At 68.8% G+C, this 17,363-nt stretch carries 14 protein-coding genes and 1 tRNA gene; 5 read left to right on the top strand and 10 right to left on the bottom strand.

All coding sequences use genetic code 11. The features are described 5' to 3' along the window. Positions 1–84: 84 nt before the first annotated feature. The 5 genes from gorA (at position 85) to FMM06_RS07400 (ending at position 4,195) form a co-directional block, all read left to right on the top strand. On the top strand, positions 85–1,428 hold the full coding sequence (gene gorA / locus FMM06_RS07420; RefSeq protein WP_144236638.1) for a glutathione-disulfide reductase: 1,344 nt from the start codon (positions 85–87) through the stop codon (positions 1,426–1,428). Positions 1,429–1,642: 214 nt separating this feature from the next. Beyond that, the gene (locus FMM06_RS07415; protein ID WP_144236637.1) at positions 1,643–1,942 is read left to right on the top strand and encodes a hypothetical protein; all 300 of its coding nucleotides are present in this window, start codon (positions 1,643–1,645) and stop codon (positions 1,940–1,942) included. A gap of 312 nt (positions 1,943–2,254) precedes the next feature. Then, positions 2,255–3,634, top strand: a complete 1,380-nt coding sequence (locus tag FMM06_RS07410; protein ID WP_144236636.1) for a class II 3-deoxy-7-phosphoheptulonate synthase — start codon at positions 2,255–2,257, stop codon at positions 3,632–3,634. 40 nt (positions 3,635–3,674) lie between these two features. Continuing rightward, positions 3,675–3,749, top strand: a tRNA-Glu gene (locus FMM06_RS07405). Positions 3,750–3,754: 5 nt separating this feature from the next. Further along, positions 3,755–4,195, top strand: coding sequence for a DoxX family protein (locus FMM06_RS07400; RefSeq protein ID WP_144236635.1), 441 nt, complete (start codon positions 3,755–3,757; stop codon positions 4,193–4,195). Here FMM06_RS07400 and FMM06_RS07395 read toward each other — a convergent pair. The 10 genes from FMM06_RS07395 to FMM06_RS07350 form a co-directional block, all read right to left on the bottom strand. Further along, complete coding sequence (locus FMM06_RS07395) at positions 4,140–4,841, bottom strand: response regulator (protein ID WP_144236634.1); 702 nt, start codon at positions 4,839–4,841, stop codon at positions 4,140–4,142. The two genes, FMM06_RS07400 and FMM06_RS07395, sit on opposite strands and share 56 nt — an antisense overlap. Further along, on the bottom strand, positions 4,838–7,498 hold the full coding sequence (locus FMM06_RS07390) for a DUF4118 domain-containing protein (protein ID WP_407925188.1): 2,661 nt from the start codon (positions 7,496–7,498) through the stop codon (positions 4,838–4,840). Before FMM06_RS07390 ends, FMM06_RS07395 begins: the two co-directional genes overlap by 4 nt. Next, positions 7,495–8,082: a potassium-transporting ATPase subunit KdpC gene (gene kdpC, locus FMM06_RS07385; RefSeq protein WP_144236633.1), complete on the bottom strand. Its 588-nt coding sequence runs from the start codon at positions 8,080–8,082 to the stop codon at positions 7,495–7,497. The genes FMM06_RS07390 and kdpC overlap by 4 nt, the downstream gene beginning before the upstream one ends. Positions 8,083–8,091: 9 nt before the next feature. Continuing rightward, positions 8,092–10,110 carry a potassium-transporting ATPase subunit KdpB gene (gene kdpB, locus FMM06_RS07380; RefSeq protein WP_144236632.1) on the bottom strand — a complete coding sequence of 673 codons (2,019 nt, stop codon included), beginning with the start codon at positions 10,108–10,110 and terminating at the stop codon, positions 8,092–8,094. Positions 10,111–10,121: 11 nt separating this feature from the next. Continuing rightward, a complete protein-coding gene (gene kdpA, locus FMM06_RS07375) occupies positions 10,122–11,825 on the bottom strand; it encodes a potassium-transporting ATPase subunit KdpA (protein WP_144236631.1) in 1,704 nt (567 codons plus the stop codon). 13 nt (positions 11,826–11,838) lie between these two features. Then, a complete protein-coding gene (gene kdpF / locus FMM06_RS07370) occupies positions 11,839–11,928 on the bottom strand; it encodes a K(+)-transporting ATPase subunit F (protein ID WP_144236630.1) in 90 nt (29 codons plus the stop codon). A 182-nt stretch (positions 11,929–12,110) separates the two neighbouring features. Further along, positions 12,111–12,938, bottom strand: coding sequence for a metallophosphoesterase (locus FMM06_RS07365; RefSeq protein WP_144236629.1), 828 nt, complete (start codon positions 12,936–12,938; stop codon positions 12,111–12,113). Positions 12,939–12,970: 32 nt separating this feature from the next. After that, positions 12,971–13,777, bottom strand: coding sequence for a PEPxxWA-CTERM sorting domain-containing protein (locus FMM06_RS17160; protein ID WP_235889133.1), 807 nt, complete (start codon positions 13,775–13,777; stop codon positions 12,971–12,973). 57 nt (positions 13,778–13,834) lie between these two features. Next, complete coding sequence (locus FMM06_RS07355) at positions 13,835–16,027, bottom strand: 3-hydroxyacyl-CoA dehydrogenase NAD-binding domain-containing protein (protein WP_144236628.1); 2,193 nt, start codon at positions 16,025–16,027, stop codon at positions 13,835–13,837. A gap of 116 nt (positions 16,028–16,143) precedes the next feature. Continuing rightward, a complete protein-coding gene (locus tag FMM06_RS07350) occupies positions 16,144–17,355 on the bottom strand; it encodes an acetyl-CoA C-acetyltransferase (protein WP_144236627.1) in 1,212 nt (403 codons plus the stop codon). Between the last annotated feature and the right edge of the window lie 8 nt (positions 17,356–17,363).

Raw genomic sequence — 17,363 nt, 5'->3', positions numbered from 1 at the left:
CTGCGTCGATTGGTCTGACCGCCACTCTGCGTTTGCGTGGAAGGGTGCGGCCACCTACTTGAGCACGCGAGCCAAGGAGCGTGCATGTCGACCTACGACTATGATCTTTTCGTCATCGGTGCCGGTTCGGGCGGTGTCCGCGCCTCACGCATCGCCGCCGGCCACGGTGCCCGCGTCGCCGTCGCCGAGGAGCACCGCGTCGGCGGCACCTGCGTGATCCGCGGCTGCGTGCCCAAAAAGCTGCTCGTCTATGGCGCGCACTTCGCCGAGGACCTGGTCGACGCCCGCCGTTTCGGCTGGACGCTGGGCTCGAAGGGCTTCGACTGGCCGACGCTGCGCGACAACGTGCTGGCCGAGGTCGACCGGCTCAACGCCATCTACCAGACCAACCTCGACGCGCAGAAGGTCACGACCTATCACGGCCGCGCGGTGATCACCGGCGCGCACTCGGTCGAGGTCGACGGCAAGGAAATCACCTTCGACAAGCTGCTGATCGCCACCGGCGCGCGCCCGGCGCTGCCGACGATCGAAGGGGTCGAGCACGGCATCACCTCGAACGAGGTCTTCCACCTCGACAAGCTGCCGAAGAAGGTCGTGATCGCCGGCGGTGGCTATATCGCCAACGAGTTCGCGGGCATTTTCCACGAGCTCGGCGTCCACGTCACCCTGGTCAACCGCGGCGACACCATCCTGCGCGGCTGGGAGCCTGCGCTGCGCGACCGCCTGCTGACGATCAGCATGACCAAGGGCATCAACTTCCGCTTCAACTGCAACTTCCAGCGCATTGAAAAGACGGCCGACGGTCTGCTGATCCATACCGATTGCGACGAGGAGCCGATCGAGACCGACCTGCTGCTGTTCGCCGTCGGCCGCCGTCCGAACATCGAGGGGCTGGGCCTCGAGACCGCGGGCGTCGCGCTCGACGACCGCGGTGCGATTGCGGTCGACGCCAACAGCCGCACCAACGTCGAGAACATCTTCGCCGTCGGCGACGTGACCGACCGCATCCAGCTGACCCCGATCGCCATCCGCGAGGGCCATGCCTTCGCCGACTCGCAGTTCGGCAACAAGCCGTGGACCGTCGACTACGACTGCGTGCCGAGCGCCGTCTTCGCCAACCCGCCGCTCGGCAGCGTCGGCATGACCGAGGCACATGCGCGCAACACGCTCGGCACGGTCAAGGTCTACACATCCGACTTCCGCCCGATGCGCAACGTGCTCGCGAACCGCAACGAGCGCGCGCTGTACAAGCTGGTCGTCGACAGCGCGTCCGACCGCGTCGTCGGCGCCCACATGATCGGCCCCGACGCGCCGGAGGTTCTCCAGGCCGTGGCGATCGCGATCAAGGCGAAGCTGACCAAGGCGCAGTTCGACGACACCGTGGCGCTGCATCCGACGATGAGCGAGGAATTGGTCCTCATGAGGTAGCTGCGCGGCGCGGCGCGATCCGGCTACCGATTGGCATTGCGATCCATCCACGCGATACATCTTCGATCTGTTTGATTGTCTGAGAGATCTGTCGATGCTGCGAAGTCTTGTATCGTGTGGACTGTTCTTCCTCGGGGGCGCTTCGGGCGCGTTGGCGGCAGGGCCTGACCGCTTCGAAGCTGTTACCGCCGCACCTCAGAGCCATAAGATACTGTTGGAAAACGATCGGGTCCGCGTCCTGCGGGTCAGCATCTCGCCTGGCTCGACTGAGCCGATCCACGACCATCGGTGGCCGAGTGTAATGTATTTCGAGCAGCCGCAGCCGATCACCTATATTTCCTACAAGCTCGTCGACGGGAAGCCGGTCGAGACCTCGCGGGTCGATGTCCCGGCAATCCCCACATCCGTCGCGGAATCGGCGGAGCCCGAAGAATTGCACGCAGTGCAGAACAGAGGGAGGGGGCCATTCCTGGCGCTGAGGGTCGAGTTCAAGGACGGCGGGGCGAGCAAGTGATCGGCTAGGTCTTGCCGCATTCGGTACCACAATGCTCGTGAGCGTAGGTGAAGCGATACCCGCGTTCTGCCGAGCTTGACAAATATAACCATATCGGTTATACAGCTTGGTCGGCGAACTCGTTGCTGCCGGATGGCTCGTCAAACTCGGCGCGGCGTGGAGAAAGCAGCGCGTGGCCATCAAATTCGCTTACTTGTTCATCTTCGCGTCCAGCCGCGAGCGTGCAAACACCATGCATGGGCTTCGCTTCAGTGTGAACTTAGGCCGCCATGCTTGCATCGCGGCGCGTTCGGACGCACATCGCTGGGCGTTATGACCAACGCCCGCAACTGGACCCCCGAGACGTGGCGCGGCCACACCGCGCAGCAGCTGCCCGCCTATGCCGATCAGGCGGCGCTGGCGGCGGTCGAGAGCGAGCTCAAGTCCTACCCTCCCCTCGTCTTCGCGGGCGAGGCGCGCGACCTCACCGCTGCTCTTGCGGACGTGTCGGCGGGCAAGGCTTTCCTGCTCCAGGGCGGCGACTGTGCCGAGAGCTTCGCCGAGTTCCACCCCAACAACATCCGCGATACCTTCCGCGTTCTGCTGCAGATGGCGGTCGTGCTGACCTATGCGTCGAAGCTGCCGGTGGTGAAGGTCGGCCGCATGGCGGGGCAGTTCGCCAAGCCGCGGTCGGGCGATACCGAGACGATCGGCGACGTGACGCTGCCCAGCTACCGCGGCGACAACGTCAACGACATCGCCTTCACCGCCGCGGCGCGCGAACCCGATCCGTCGAAGATGCTGCGCGGGTATATGCAGTCGGCGGCGACGCTCAACCTGCTGCGCGCCTTCGCCAGCGGCGGTTATGCCAATCTGCACCAGGTCCATAAGTGGAACCTCGACTTCACCGGCCGCTCGCTGTGGTCGGCGCAGTATCAGGAAGTCGCCGACCGGATCGGCGAGGCGCTCGACTTCATGGCGGCGTGCGGCATCTCGCCCGAGACGGTGCCCCAGCTGAAGGGTACGAGCTTCTACACCAGCCACGAGGCGCTGCTGCTCGGCTACGAACAGGCGATGACGCGGCAGGACAGCCTGACCGGCGACTGGTTCGACACCAGCGCGCACATGCTGTGGATCGGCGACCGGACGCGCTTTGCAGGTTCGGCTCACGTCGAGTTCCTGCGCGGCGTCGGCAATCCGCTGGGCCTGAAGTGCGGCCCGTCGATCGAAAGCGACGACCTGCTCCGCCTGATCGACACGCTCAACCCGGGCAACGTGCCGGGCCGCCTGACGCTGATCACGCGCTTCGGCGCTGACAAGGTCGAGGCTCATTTGCCCCGCCTGATCCGCGCTGTCCGGCGCGAGGGCCGCAACGTGATCTGGTCGTGCGACCCGATGCACGGCAACACCGTCAAGGCCGCCAACGGCTACAAGACGCGGCCCTTCGACCGCATCCTCGCCGAGGTCCGCCAGGTCTTCGCCGTGCACCGTGCGGAGGGCAGCTTCGCGGGCGGCATCCATGCCGAGATGACCGGGCAGAACGTCACCGAATGCACCGGCGGCGCGATCGCGGTGACCGACGAGACGCTGGGCGACCGCTATCACACGCACTGCGACCCGCGCCTCAACGCGTCGCAGTCGCTCGAGCTGGCATTCCTGCTCGCGGAGGCGTTGAAGGACGCGCGTGTGCTGGATACTGCTGCGGCGGCTTGACGGGCGGGGCGGCTGCCCCTATCCACGCGCCTCCGCTCACGGCCCCTTCGTCTAGCGGTTAGGACGCGGCCCTCTCACGGCTGAAGCACGAGTTCGATTCTCGTAGGGGTCACCAAGCGGATGACGACACGCTCAAGCGTCGAGACCGCCCGCACCGTGCTGCGCTGGGTGCTCGCGGCGGCGTTTCTCGTCGCCGGCGTGCTGCACGTGCGGTCGCCCGCCCCCTTCCTCGCCATCACCCCCGCCTGGGTGCCGATGCCGGGCATTGTCATCCTGCTGACCGGCATCGCCGAGATCGCGGGCGCCATCGGCCTCTTCGTGCCGCGCCTGCGCAAGGCGGCGGGCATTGGCCTCGCGCTCTATGCGGTGTGCGTCTACCCGGCGAACGTCAATCACGCGCTGAACAGCATCGCGGTCGGCGGCAGTGCGCTCGGTTGGGGCTACCACGGCCCCCGGCTGGCGTTTCAGCCGGTCATCGTCTGGTGGGCGCTGTTTGCAGGGAGCGTCATCGACTGGCCATTTCGGGCACGCGCAGCCGGTAGCCGACCCCCAGCTCGTTGACGAGCAGCACCGGGCGGCTGGCATCGGCCTCCAGCTTCAGCCGCAGGTTGCGCATCACGACCCGCAGATACTCGATATTGTCGCGGTAGCCCGGCCCCCAGACGTTGGTCAGCAACGCCGCATGGGTGACGATCCGCCCTGGGTGCTTGGCGAGTTCGGCGACCACGCCATACTCGCGCGGGGTCAGGTGCACCTCCGCCCCGCCCCGCCGGATCTCTCGGGCATGGAGGTCGATGCTGACGTCGCCCGCGACGATCGGCAGGGCGATGCCCTCGCGCGCCTCACCCTGGCGCAGGGCACTGCGAACGCGGGCGAGCAGCTCCTCGGTGTCGAACGGCTTGGTCACATAGTCGTTCGCTCCCAGGTCGAGCGCCGCGACCTTCTGCTCGGTCTCGCCGCGCGCCGAGATGACGAGCACCGGGGCCTGCGTCTTCGCGCGGATCAGCGGCAGCAGCTCCAGCCCGTCGCGGTCGGGCAGGCCGAGATCGAGCAGCACCGCCTCGGGCTTGTCGATGTCGAGCGACGCCAGCGCCGCGCGCGCCGTCGCCGCCTCGACGACGCCGTAGCCGGCCCGCACCAGCGTCGCGCGCAGCAGCACGCGGATCTGCGTCTCGTCGTCGACGACCAGGATCGTCCGCGGCTTCATGCACCCTCCTCGGTCGCGCGCATCAGCAGGGCGGCCGGAAAGCGCAAGCTGAACACCGCGCCGCGCGGCTCGCCGCGGTTGGCGGCCCCCACCGCGATGCCCATCGCCTCGGCGAAGCCCTTGACGATCGCGAGCCCCAGCCCCGTGCCGCCCGCCGAACGGTCCGACCCCTCCAGCCGGGTGAACGTCTCGAAGACCTGCGCCTCGCGCCCCGGCGGCAGGCCCGGCCCGGCGTCGATGATCTCCAGCGTCAGCGCGTCGGGCGTCCGCCGCCCGCGGATGGCGATCGTCGCGCCGGGGTCCGAATACTTGCCGGCATTGTCGAGCAGGTTGATCAGGATATGGTGGAACAGCTGCGGGTCGACGCGCACCAGCGGCAGGTCGGGCGGCACGTCGAGGTCGATGGCATGTCCCTCCAGCGAGCGCCGCAGGTCGTGCACCGCGCCGGCCACCGCGTCGGTCAGGTCGACCGGCTCGACCGACAGGCGGAGCGCCCCCGCCTCGACCCGCGCCATGTCGAGCAGATTGGCGACGAAGCGCGCCAGCCGCTGCGTCTCGGTATCGAGCGTGTCGATCGCGGTGGTATCCGCCTGCCCCGCCAGCTGGCGGCGCAGTTCGGCGGTCGCGGCGATGACGGCGGTCAGCGGGGTGCGCAGGTCGTGGCTGACCGACGACAGCAGCGCGGCGCGCAGCCGGTCGCGGTCCTTCAGACGCGACACCTCGGCCATCTCGTCGGTCAGGCGCAGCCGCTCGACCGCGAGAGCCGACTGGTCCAGCAGGCCGAGCAGCAGCGGCAGCTGGTCGGCGCGGACGGGATCGCGCCCGTCGTCGCGCGCCAGTCCCAGCACCGCCACGACGCCGCTCGACGTCTTGAGCGGATGGAACAGCCAGTCGGCGGCGGGCAGCGTCGCCGAGCCGCGCCCCGCCGGCAGCCCGCGGTCGAGCACCCATTGCGCCGCCGCACGCTCGACCGCGCCCAGCCGGTCCTCCGGCGGGTTGGCGGCGATCAGGGTCAGGCCGCCCTCCCCCGTCCACAGCGTGACCTTCGCGTCGAACAGCCGCGCCATCTCGGCAGCGATCGCCTGCGCCAGCTCGGCGAGGTCGGTGCCACCGGTCAGCGCCCGCGAGAAGCCCGCCAGCGCCGCGTTCTGCCGCGCGCTCGATGCCGCAAGATCGGCCTGCGCCCGCACCCGCCCCGCGAGCTGGCTGGCCGCCACCGCGACGCCGAGCAGGACGACCGCGGTCAGCAGGTTCGACGGATCGGAAACCGTGAAGGTATAGAGCGGCGGCAGGAAGAAGAAGTTGAACGCGAGGCTCGCCGCGACCCCCGCCGCCAGCCCCGGGCGCAGGCCGTACAGCGTCGCCGCCGCCATGACCGGCAGCAGGAAGATCAGGTCGATCGCCCCCAGCCCGATCAGCGGCACGAGCAGCGCCGACAGCAGGACCGTCGCCGCGACGAGGCCCAGCGCCTTGGCATAGGCGAGCGGCGGCGGGCCGGGCATCGGGGCGCTCGCTCCCGGCGTCGCCGCGCCGCCGGCGTCGGGCAAAACATGCACCGCCATGCCCGGCGTCTCGCGCACCAGCCGGTCGACGACCGAGCCGTGGCGCAGCTTGAACCACCGCGACCGCGTCGACTTGGCGACGACCAGCTGCGTGATCCGCGCCTCGGTCGCATAGGCGACGAGGCCGTCGACGACGTTCGCCGCCGGGATGCTGGCGGTGACGCCGCCGAGCTGCGCCGCGAGCGCGAGCGTCTCCGACAGGCGCTGGCGCTCGGCCTCGCCCAGCGCGCGGCTGCGCGGCGTCTCGATGTGCAGCGCGGTCCAGGTGCCATGCAGCGCGTCCGCCAGCCGCTTGCCGGCGCGTACCAGCTCGGCCGCCCCCGGCGCCTCGCTGACCGCGACCAGGATGCGCTCGCCGGCGGCGAAATTGCCCGCCAGCGCGTGGGCGCGGACATGGTCGAGCATCTGTGCGTCGACGACATGCGCGGCGCGGCGCAGGGCGAGCTCGCGCAGCGCCTGGAGGTTGGACTTGGAAAAGAAGTGCCCGAGTGCCCGGCTTGCCTCGTCGGGGACATAGACCTTGCCCGCCTTCAGCCGCTCGATCAGCTCGTCGGGCGGCAGGTCGACGACCTCGATCTCGGCGGTCTCGAGAACGCTGTCGGGCACCGTCTCGCGGACGCGGACATGGGTGAAGCTGGCGACGACGTCGTTCAGGCTCTCGATGTGCTGGATGTTGATCGTCGAGAAGACGTCGATGCCCGCCGCGATCAGCTCTTCGACGTCCTGGTAGCGCTTCGGATGCCGGCTGCCCGGCGCGTTGCTGTGCGCGAGCTCGTCGACGAGGACGAGGCTGGGCGCGCGCGCCAGCACCGCGTCGAGGTCCATCTCGGTCAGCGTGCGGCCTTGGTACGCCACCTCGGCACGCGGCACGATCTCGAACGGCCGCACCAGCGCCTCGGTCTCGGCCCGCCCGTGCGTCTCGACGACGCCGATCACCACGTCCTCGCCCGCTTTCAGCCGCGCCGCGCCGTCCTCGAGCATCTCATAGGTCTTGCCGACCCCGGGCGCCGCGCCGAGGAACACCTTCAACTGCCCCCGCCCCTCGGCCCGCGCGGCGGCCAGGAACGCTTCGGGGGCGGGACGGTCGGCGATCACGGGCGCGAGAGTGGCGTCATCCGGTCGAGTTGTCGATTGAGCGCCAGCACGTTGACGTGCGGGTCGCCCAGCATCCCCAGTGCGGGCTGCTCGATCTGCTTCTCGACCAGCGTGCGGACGCTCGCCTCGCTCAGCCCCCGCTCGCGGGCGATGCGGGGCACCTGCACCAGCGCTGCGGCGCGCGACAGGTCGGGGTCGAGGCCCGAGGCGCTGGCGGTGACGAGGTCGGCGGGGATGGCGCCGGTTACGCCCGCCTTGCGCTGTGCGGCGATGTCGGTGCCGATCCGCTCGGCGAGCGCCTTCGAGGTCGGGCCGAGGTTCGAGCCCGACGACGAATTGGCGTCATAGCCCTTGCCCGCCGCCGAGGGGCGGGTGTTGAAATAGCGCGGGCTCGTGAAGGCCTGGCCGACGAGTTCGGAGCCCACCACCTTGCCGTCGTCGACGATCAGGCTGCCATTCGCCTGGTGCGGGAACGCCGCCTGGCCAATGCCAAGGATGGCGAGCGGGTATCCAACGCCGAGCAGCAGGGTGAACAGCGCCGTCAGGACGATCGCCGGGCGAAGTGCGGAGAGAAAATCGAACATTGGCAGCTCCTAGGCCAGGCCGAGGCCGGACACGGCGAGGTCGATCAGCTTGATCCCGATGAAGGGCGAGATCAGCCCGCCGACGCCGTAGATCGCGAGGTTGCGCGCCAGCAGGGCACCCGCGCCGACCGGGCGATACTTCACGCCCTTGAGCGCAAGCGGCACGAGCAGCGGGATGATCAGCGCGTTGAAGATGATCGCCGACAGGATCGCGCTCTCGGGCGTTGCGAGCCCCATGACGTTGAGCACGGCCAGCCCTGGGTAGAGCACCACGAACATCGCCGGCAGGATGGCGAAATACTTGGCGACATCGTTCGAGATCGAGAAGGTGGTCAGCGCCCCGCGCGTCATCAGCAGCTGCTTGCCCAGGCCGACGATCTCGATGAGCTTGGTGGGGTCGCTGTCGAGGTCGACCATGTTGCCGGCCTCGCGCGCCGCCTGCGTGCCGGTGTTCATCGCGACGCCGACATCGGCCTGCGCGAGTGCCGGCGCGTCGTTGGTGCCGTCGCCGCACATCGCGACCAGCCGCCCGCCGACCTGTTCCTTGCGGATGAAGGCCAGCTTGTCCTCGGGCGTCGCCTGCGCGAGGAAGTCGTCCACCCCGGCCTCGGCGGCAATCGACGCCGCCGTCAGGGGGTTGTCGCCGGTGATCATCACGGTGCGGATGCCCATGCGGCGCAGCTCGACGAAGCGCTCCCTGATGCCGCCCTTGATGATGTCCTTGAGGTAGATCGCACCCAGGATCCGGCCGTCGCGGACCACGGCGAGCGGCGTGCCGCCAGCGCGTGCGATCTCGTCGGTGACGCGCCTCAGCTCGGCGGCCGCGGGGCTGTCGGGGACGATCTTGAGGATCGAGTCCACCGCGCCCTTCTGCACGAAGGTGTCGTCGGTGCGGACGCCCGACAGGCGCGTCTGGGCGCTGAACGCGATGATCTCGGCCCCGGCCGGGAGGGCGACGTCGACGCCGTATTTCTCGCGCGCCAGCACGACGCTCGATCGGCCTTCGGGGGTCTCGTCCGCCAGGCTGGCGAGCATCACGGCTTCGGCAAGCTCGCGCTCCGACGCGCGGCCGACGGCGCGGAACTCGCTGGCCTGGCGGTCGCCGAGCGTGATCGTGCCGGTCTTGTCGAGCAGCAGCACGTCGATGTCGCCCGCCGCCTCGACCGCGCGGCCCGACTTCGCGAGCACGTTGAAGCGCACCAGCCGGTCCATTCCTGCGATGCCGATCGCCGACAGCAGCGCCGCGATGGTGGTCGGGATCAGCGTGATCAGCAACGCCGCAAGGATCACGACGGGCACCGCGCCGGCCGCATAGTTCGCAAACATCGGGATGGTGCCGACCGCGATCAGGAAGACGATCGTCAGCCCGACGAGCAGGATGGTCAGCGCGATCTCGTTGGGCGTTTTCTGCCGCTCGGCGCCTTCGACCAGCGCGATCATGCGGTCGAGAAAGCCCTGCCCCGGCCCTGCCGTGACGCGGACCTTGAGATAGTCCGACACGACGCGCGTGCCCGCGGTCACCGCCGAGCGGTCGCCGCCGCCCTCGCGGATGACGGGGGCGCTCTCGCCGGTGATCGCGGCCTCGTTGACGCTGGCGACGCCCTCGACGACCTCGCCGTCGGCGGGGATCAGTTCGCCGACCGAGACGAGCACGATGTCACCGACCTTCAGCGCCGAGGCGGGGACGCTTTCGGTGCCGCTGCCGACGATGCGGTTGCCGGTCAGCTCGCCCTTGGTGGCGCGCAAGCTGGCGGCCTGCGCCTTGCCGCGCCCTTCCGCCAGCGCCTCGGCGAAGTTGCCGAACAGCACGGTCAGCCACAGCCAGAACACCAGCTGCGCCTTGAAGGCGATGCCGCCGCCGGGCGAACCGACGATCAGCAGCACGGTAAGCAGCAGCGCGACGACCGCGGTCACGAACATCACCGGGTTGCGGATCAGCTGGCGTGGGTCGAGCTTGGCGAAGGCACCGGCGATGGCGGGGCCGATCAGGGTGCCCGAGAACATCGACGGCGAGGCAGTGCGGGACATGCGTGTCGCTCCTAGAACAGATCGCCGCGGAGCATCGCGACCTGGTCGGCGATGGGTCCGAGCGCGAGCGCGGGGAGGAAGGTGAGGCCGCCGAGGATCAGGATCACCGCGCACAGCAGCCCGACCCACAGGGGCCCGGTGGTCGGGAACGACCCCGTCGACGCCGGCACGACGCGCTTCGCCGCCAGGCTGCCGGCGATCGCCAGCATCGGGATGATGACGAAGAAGCGCCCCAGCCACATCGCGACCCCCAGCAGCCCGTTGTAGAACGCGGTATTCGCGGTCAGCCCGGCGAAGGCCGAGCCGTTGTTCGCGACGGCGCTCGTGAAGGCGTAGAGGATCTCGGAGAAACCGTGCGGACCCATATTGGCGCGGCCCGCCAGCCCCGCCTCGCTGACCGCCGCGAGCCCCGTCATGCCGAGGATGATCAGCGGCAGCACGGCGATCGCCAGCACCGCGAGCTTGACCTCGCGCCCCTCGATCTTCTTGCCGACATATTCGGGCGTCCGCCCGACCATCAGCCCGGCGACGAAGACGCCGAGGATGCAGTACAGCAGGATGCCGTACAGCCCGGCGCCCACGCCGCCGACGATGACCTCGCCCAGCTGCATGTTGAACAGCGGCACCATGCCGCCGATGGGGGTGAAGCTGTCGTGCATTGCATTGACCGCGCCGCACGACGCCGCAGTGGTGATGGTGGCGAACAGGGCGCTGGCGGCGACGCCGAAGCGCACCTCCTTCCCCTCCATGTTGCCCCCGGCGATGCCCAGCGCGTGATGGATCGGGTTGCCCGCGGCCTCGGCTGAATAGGTGACGCCCGCGCCGATGGTGAACAGCAGGAGCATTGCTGCGAGGATCGCCCAGCCCTGCTTCGTGTTGCCCACCGCCTTGCCGAAGGTCCACGTCAGCCCCGCGCCGATCGCGAAGATCGACAGCATCTGGAGCAGGTTGGTCAGCGCGCCCGGGTTCTCGAACGGGTGCGCCGAGTTGGCGTTGAAATAGCCGCCGCCATTGGTGCCGAGCATCTTGATCGCTTCCTGCGAAGCGACCGGGCCGAGCCCGATGGTCTGCCTGGCCCCCTCCAGCGTCGTCGCGTCGACCGCGCCGCTCAGCGTCTGCGGCACCCCGCCTGCGAGCAGCACGACAGCATAGACGAGGCACGCCGGCAGCAGCAGGTAGAGCGTCACCCGCGTCATGTCGGCCCAGAAATTGCCGACGCCGCTCGCCTCCCTGCGCGCAAAGCCGCGGATGAAGGCGAAGGCCAGCGCGATACCCGTCGCGGCTGAGAAGAAATTGTGGATGGTCAGCCCGACCATCTGGCTGAACTGGCTCATCACCGCCTCGCCGCCGTACGACTGCCAGTTCGTATTGGTCGTGAAGCTGACCGCGGTGTTGAACGCCAAATGTCCGGACAACCCGGGCAGGCCCTGGCTATTCCACGGCAGCACGCCCTGCAGGCGCAGGATGGTGTAGGTCAGCAGCAGGCCGATGAGGTTGAACACCAGCATGTCGACGCCGTAGCGCCGCCAGCCGCGGTCCTGTGCCGGGTCGACGCCTGCAGCGGCGTAGAAGCCGCGCTCGACCGGGCCGAGTACGGCATGCAGCGGCGTCCGCCGCCCCTCGAGGATCGCGAACAGCCACACGCCCATCGGCTTGGCGACGAGCACCACCAGCGCGACGAACCCCAGGATGAGCAGCCAGCCCTGAACCGTCATTGCACGAACCCGATCAGAAACGTTCGGGGCGGACGAGGACCGCCACGAGATAGACGAGGAGAGCGAGCGCGGTGACGCCGCCGAGCCAGAGATCGATGGTCATCAGGCGCGCCCGCACAGCGCCAAATAGGCGAAGCTGAGCAGCGCCAGCCCGGCAACGATACCGAGCCACAACAGGTCTTCCACAGGGCATCCTCCGCCGATCGACAGGCGAAGGGGTAGACGCAGGCGACCACGCCGAACCACATCGATCCGGGGGCTGCGACGTAAGTTTCGCGTAAAAAGCTAGGCAGGACCCAGCGTGATCTCGACGATTTCGGGCGGCACACCGATGCGCAGCGGCAGGACCGACGTGCCGATGCCCGAGGACACGATCAGCTGCTGGCCGCGCTCGACGAACAGGCCGCGGCGATGCGTTTCCAGATAGGGATCGAGATAGGGGTGGGTGCGCAGCAGCGGCACCTCGATCTGGCCGCCGTGCGTGTGACCCGCGATGACGAGGTCGACGCTTGGCGGCACCCACTTGAAGAAGTCGGGTTCGTGCGCGAGCAACACGATCGGGCGCCCGGCAGGCGCGTCCGCGACGGTCGCGCGCGTCCGTCGATATGGCTCGCCCGGGCCGGTGACATCGTCCATCCCGGCCAGCGTGATCGGCCCCACCGCGACCCAGCGGTTCTGCAGCAGCGTGATCGGCGTCCGCGCGAAGACGAATGGTGTCCAGCGCGGTCCGTCGTGATTGCCGCGCACCGCGTACACGCCGTAGCGCGCGCGGAGCCGCGCGAGCGGCGCCACCGCGGCATCGTAGCGGTCGGCGTGCACATCCCAGATCTTGCCGCCTTGATAGTCGCCCGTCAGCACGACGATGTCGGGGCGCAGCGCGTTGACCTGCGCGACGATGCGTTCAAGCCGGGTGGCCGGCATGTCGGGCCAGGCGACGTGGATGTCGCTCATCTGCACGATCCGCAGCGGCGGCGCGTCCGCGGGCCAGTCGGCGAGCGCGACGCGGTAGCGCACGACCCTGGGCTCGCTGACAGCCTGCGCATAGCCGATGACGACCACGGCCAAGGCGAGACCGGCGAGCAACAGCGCGAGAATGCCGAGGCGGCCCCTCATGCCGTCGGCGAGAATCTAAACACTGGCGTTGCTCAGGTTGGGACGTATCGCCGGCGTACCGCTACCCCGACAGCGCCAAAGCCGACCACCAGCATCGCCCAGGTCATGGGCTCGGGTACGCCGGCAAAGATGATGCCTCCGGTCAGCATCGAGAAGCGCGCCGTGGTCGGCAGGCCGAGCAGCCCGCCGGTCCCCTCGACCAGATTATCGAACGATACCAGCACGCCGAGATTCTCGCCGAAGCGGGCGGTCAGCGCCGGCACCGTGAAGTCGAGCGTGTCGGGCGCGACGAAGCCCGAGTCGTAGATAATCTGCGACCGGTCGTAGCTGTAAATGTGAAGCCGCGTGACGCCGCGCGTTGCACCCGGCGACGGCGTGAAGCCATAGGCTAGGCTGAAGGTGATGGCGTTGCGCGGGTCGAAGGCGTTGTAGCCGTCGAGACCGATAACGCGCGGCGGAGCGGCAGCGTAGGCGACCGGCGCGTAGCTCATCGTCTCGCGCGCCGAGGTGCCCAGAAAGCCGTTGAGCACGAAGAACTCGTATTCGCCCGTCACGAAGGTGCATGGTCCGCAAGTGGCGATCAGCCCGGGTGGGTTACGAAAGTCGGTTTCGGGCGTCAGGAAGCGCCCACCGTTGGGCATCGACAACAGGCCCGAGTCGAAATTAGCCTGATCGTCGAGCGTCGCGCGCGCTGTCGCACTTTGCCCAAGCGCGACCAGCCCGCCGAAACCATCGTTGAAGGCGAAACGGCTTTCGATCGAGACGGCGGTCAGCCCGGCTGCTGCGGGCGACGCGATCGTCGCCATGACCGCGACCGCCAACCAGATCAGCTTACCCATCGCCTACCCCCCAGCTACGCGACAAGTATCGCCCGGAGGAATCGGACCGTCAACGTGCTAGGCCGCCTGCTTGAGTGCCGCCCGACCGTAGAAGGTCTCGCCCTTCGCCGCCATGTCCCGGAGCAGCTGCGGCGGCGCGAAGCGGTCGCCGTGGCGCTGTGCGAGCCCGTCGAGGATCGCGACGACATTGGCGAGGCCGATCGTGTCCATGTGGCTGAACGGCCCGCCGGTGAAGGGTGCGAAGCCCCAGCCGAAGATGGCACCCAAGTCGCCGTCCTGCGGTGTCTCGAGGACGCCTTCCTCGAAGCAGCGCGCGCATTCGACCATCTGGCGGTAGAGCAGCCGCTCGCGCACCGCCTCGGGGGTCGGCTGCGTCTCGGCGAGGCCGTCGCTGACCGTGCCGACGAGTTCCGGCCACAGATACTTCTTAGCCGGCGCGTCAGGATAGACGTAGAAGCCCTTGGCATTCTTGCGTCCCTGGCGGCCGAGCTCGTGCATCGTCTCGATCACCTTGGCGCCCGGCTGCTCGACATACTTGTCGCCGAGGTCGGCCTTGGTCTGCTGACCGACCTTGTACGACAGGTCGAGGCCGACCTCGTCGTTCACCGCGAGCGGACCGACCGGCATCCCCATGTGGCGGCCGACATTCTCGATCAGCGCGGGGTTTGTGCCCTCGCTGAGCAGCGCCAGACCCTCCTGCACGTACGTGCCGAAGCAGCGCGACGTGTAGAAACCGCGGCTGTCGTTGACGACGATCGGCGTCTTGCGGATCGCCGCGACATAATCGAGCGCCTTGGCGATCGCCGTGGGGCCGGTCTGCTTGCCGACGATGATCTCGACCAGCGGCATCTTCTCGACCGGCGAGAAGAAGTGGATGCCGATGAAGTTCTCGGGCTTTGACCAGGCCTCGGCGAGGCCGGTGATCGGCAGGGTCGAGGTGTTCGAGCCGAAGATCGTGTCCGCGCCGACGACGGCTTCGGTTGCCTTGGTGACGCCCGCCTTGATGTCGCGCGTCTCGAACACCGCCTCGATGATCAGGTCGCAGCCCGCGAGATCGGCATAGTCGGCGGTCGGATGGATACGGTCGAGGATCGCCTGCGCCTTGGCGGGGTCGGTGCGCTTCTTCGCCAGCCGGTCGGCGGTGTACTGCTTGCCCTTCTCGGCCGCCGCGAGGTCGCGGTCGAGCAGCACGACGGTCATGCCGGCCTGAGCCGAGACCATCGCGACGCCCGCACCCATCAGGCCGGCGCCGAGCATGCCGATCTTCTGCGCCGGCGCCGGGGCAACGCCCTGCGGCCGGCGCGCGCCCTTCTCGGCCGCCTGCTTCGAGACGAATAGCGAACGGATCATGTTGCCCGCCTGCGGATCGGCGATGAGCTTCGCCATATACTTGCTCTCGACGCGCAGCGCCGTGTCCATCGGCAGCTGCGAGCCCTCGTAAACCGACGACAGGATCGCGACGGGCGCGTTCATGTTGTGATTGGTCTGCTTGGCGGTCATCGCGGTGCCGGCCATGAAGGTCTGCGCGAAGCCCGGGTTGAACATCCCGACGCCGCCGGGGAACTTGAAGCTCTTCTCGTCCCACGGCTGGACGCCCTTGGTCGGGTTTGCCTTGACCCACGCCTTGGCCTTTTCGACGACCTGGTCGGCGGCCGCGAGTTCGTGGACGACGCCGAAGCCGAGCGCCTCCTGCGGGCTCATGTTCTTGCCCTGGAGCAGGTACATCAGCGCGGGCTGGACGCCCATCAGGCGCGGCAGGCGCTGCGTGCCGCCCGCACCGGGGAACAGGCCGACCATGACCTCGGGCAGGCCGAGCGTCACCTTCGGGTTGTCGACGCAGACGCGGTAGTGGCACGCCAGCGTGAACTCGAGGCCGCCGCCAAGCGCCAGCCCGTTGATCGCCGCTGCAACCGGCTTGCCGCACGTCTCGAGGTCGCGCAGCATCTTGTTGAGCGCGTAGACCGCGTCGAACAGCGCCGCCATCTTCGACTTGCCCTCAGGCAGCTTGGCGCCGCCGCCCATCAGCGCGCCCATGCCCTTCAGGTCGGCGCCCGCCATGAAGCCCGACGGCTTGCCGCTGGTCAGCACCGCGCCCTTGATCTCGGGCTCGGCCTTGATCCGCGCGATCGCGGCGGTCAGGTCGGCGGAGACCTGCGGCGTGATGACGTTCATCGACTGGCCGGGCACGTCGATGGTCAGCAGCAGGATGCCGTCGGCATCGAGTTCGGTACGGATCGCGGTGTCGGTCATGTCTTCGTTCCTTCGTCATGCTGGCGAACGCCAGCACCCACGGTGTTTCCTGCTCGAAGCGTCGTGTGCGCGCCGCCATGGGTGCTGGCGTTCGCCAGCATGACGGCGCGTAGACGCTACACCCGCTCGATGATCGTGCCCGTGCCCATACCCGCGCCGACGCACAGGTTGATCAGCGCGGTGCCCTTGCCCGTCCGCTCGAGCTCGTCGAGCACCGTGCCCAGGATCATGCCGCCGGTGGCCCCCAGCGGGTGGCCCATGGCGATCGCGCCGCCGTTGACGTTGACCTTGTCGTGGTCGAGCTTCATCGCCTGCATGTAGCGCAGCACGACGCTCGCAAACGCCTCGTTCAGCTCGAACAGATCGATGTCGTCGGTGGTCATGCCGGCGCGTGCCAGCAGCTTCTGCGCGACGAACTCGGGGCCGGTCAGCATGATCATCGGCTCGCTGCCGATCGACGCCATGGCGCGGATGCGGGCGCGGGGCTTGAGCCCGTACTTCTCGCCGATCTCGCGGCCGCCGATCAGCACGGCCGACGCGCCGTCGACGATGCCGCTCGAATTGCCGCCGGTGTGGACGTGCTCGATGCGCTCGACCTCGGGGTATTTCATCAGTGCGATCGCGTCGAAGCCGGGCATCTGCTCGCCGATCGCGGTGAACGCCGGGTTGAGGCTGCCCAGCGACTGCATGTCGGTGTTCGGACGCATATGCTCGTCATGGTCGAGGACGATCTCACCGATGACGTCGCGGACGCCGACCACCGAACCCTTGAAGCGGCCCTCGCTCCAGGCACGTGCGGCACGCTTCTGGCTCTCCATCGCGTACGCATCGACGTCGGCGCGGCTGAAGCCGTACTTGGTGGCAATCAGGTCGGCGCCGATGCCCTGCGGCGCGAAATAGGTCTTGTAGGCAACCGCCGGGTCCATCGCCCAGGCACCGCCGTCGGCGCCCATCGGGACGCGGCTCATGCTCTCGACGCCGCCGCCGATGGCGAAGATCGCCTCGCCGACCATCACCTTGGCGGCGGCCATGTTCACGGCCTCGAGGCCGCTCGCGCAGAAGCGGTTGATCTGCACGCCTGCCGTCGTCTCGGCATAGTCGGCGTTCAGCACCGCGACGCGCGCGATGTCGCTGCCCTGCTCGCCGACCGGCGCGACGCAGCCGAAGATGACGTCGTCGACGTCGGCGGTGTCGATCCCGGTGCGGTCGCGGATCGCCTCGAGCACCTGCGTGCCGAGCTGGATCGGCGTGATCTCGTGGAGCTTGCCGTCCTTCTTGCCCTTGCCGCGCGGCGTGCGGACGGCGTCGTAGATGAATGCATCGGCCATCGTCGGTC

Origin of the sequence: Glacieibacterium frigidum (assembly GCF_007097155.1) — a bacterium.
Taxonomy (GTDB): domain Bacteria; phylum Pseudomonadota; class Alphaproteobacteria; order Sphingomonadales; family Sphingomonadaceae; genus Glacieibacterium; species Glacieibacterium frigidum.
Note: the sequence above shows the minus strand (reverse complement) of the source record. Positions and strands in the feature narration are given on the sequence as shown.

Coding starts and splice junctions, on each gene's coding strand:
- gorA (WP_144236638.1), top strand. CDS start 85: ATGTCGACCTACGACTATGATCTTTTCGTCATCGGTGCCGGTTCGGGC.
- FMM06_RS07410 (WP_144236636.1), top strand. CDS start 2,255: ATGACCAACGCCCGCAACTGGACCCCCGAGACGTGGCGCGGCCACACC.
- FMM06_RS07400 (WP_144236635.1), top strand. CDS start 3,755: ATGACGACACGCTCAAGCGTCGAGACCGCCCGCACCGTGCTGCGCTGG.
- FMM06_RS07395 (WP_144236634.1), bottom strand. CDS start 4,841: ATGAAGCCGCGGACGATCCTGGTCGTCGACGACGAGACGCAGATCCGC.
- kdpC (WP_144236633.1), bottom strand. CDS start 8,082: ATGTTCGATTTTCTCTCCGCACTTCGCCCGGCGATCGTCCTGACGGCG.
- kdpB (WP_144236632.1), bottom strand. CDS start 10,110: ATGTCCCGCACTGCCTCGCCGTCGATGTTCTCGGGCACCCTGATCGGC.
- kdpA (WP_144236631.1), bottom strand. CDS start 11,825: ATGACGGTTCAGGGCTGGCTGCTCATCCTGGGGTTCGTCGCGCTGGTG.
- kdpF (WP_144236630.1), bottom strand. CDS start 11,928: ATGACCATCGATCTCTGGCTCGGCGGCGTCACCGCGCTCGCTCTCCTC.
- FMM06_RS07365 (WP_144236629.1), bottom strand. CDS start 12,938: ATGAGGGGCCGCCTCGGCATTCTCGCGCTGTTGCTCGCCGGTCTCGCC.
- FMM06_RS17160 (WP_235889133.1), bottom strand. CDS start 13,777: ATGGGTAAGCTGATCTGGTTGGCGGTCGCGGTCATGGCGACGATCGCG.
- FMM06_RS07355 (WP_144236628.1), bottom strand. CDS start 16,027: ATGACCGACACCGCGATCCGTACCGAACTCGATGCCGACGGCATCCTG.
- FMM06_RS07350 (WP_144236627.1), bottom strand. CDS start 17,355: ATGGCCGATGCATTCATCTACGACGCCGTCCGCACGCCGCGCGGCAAG.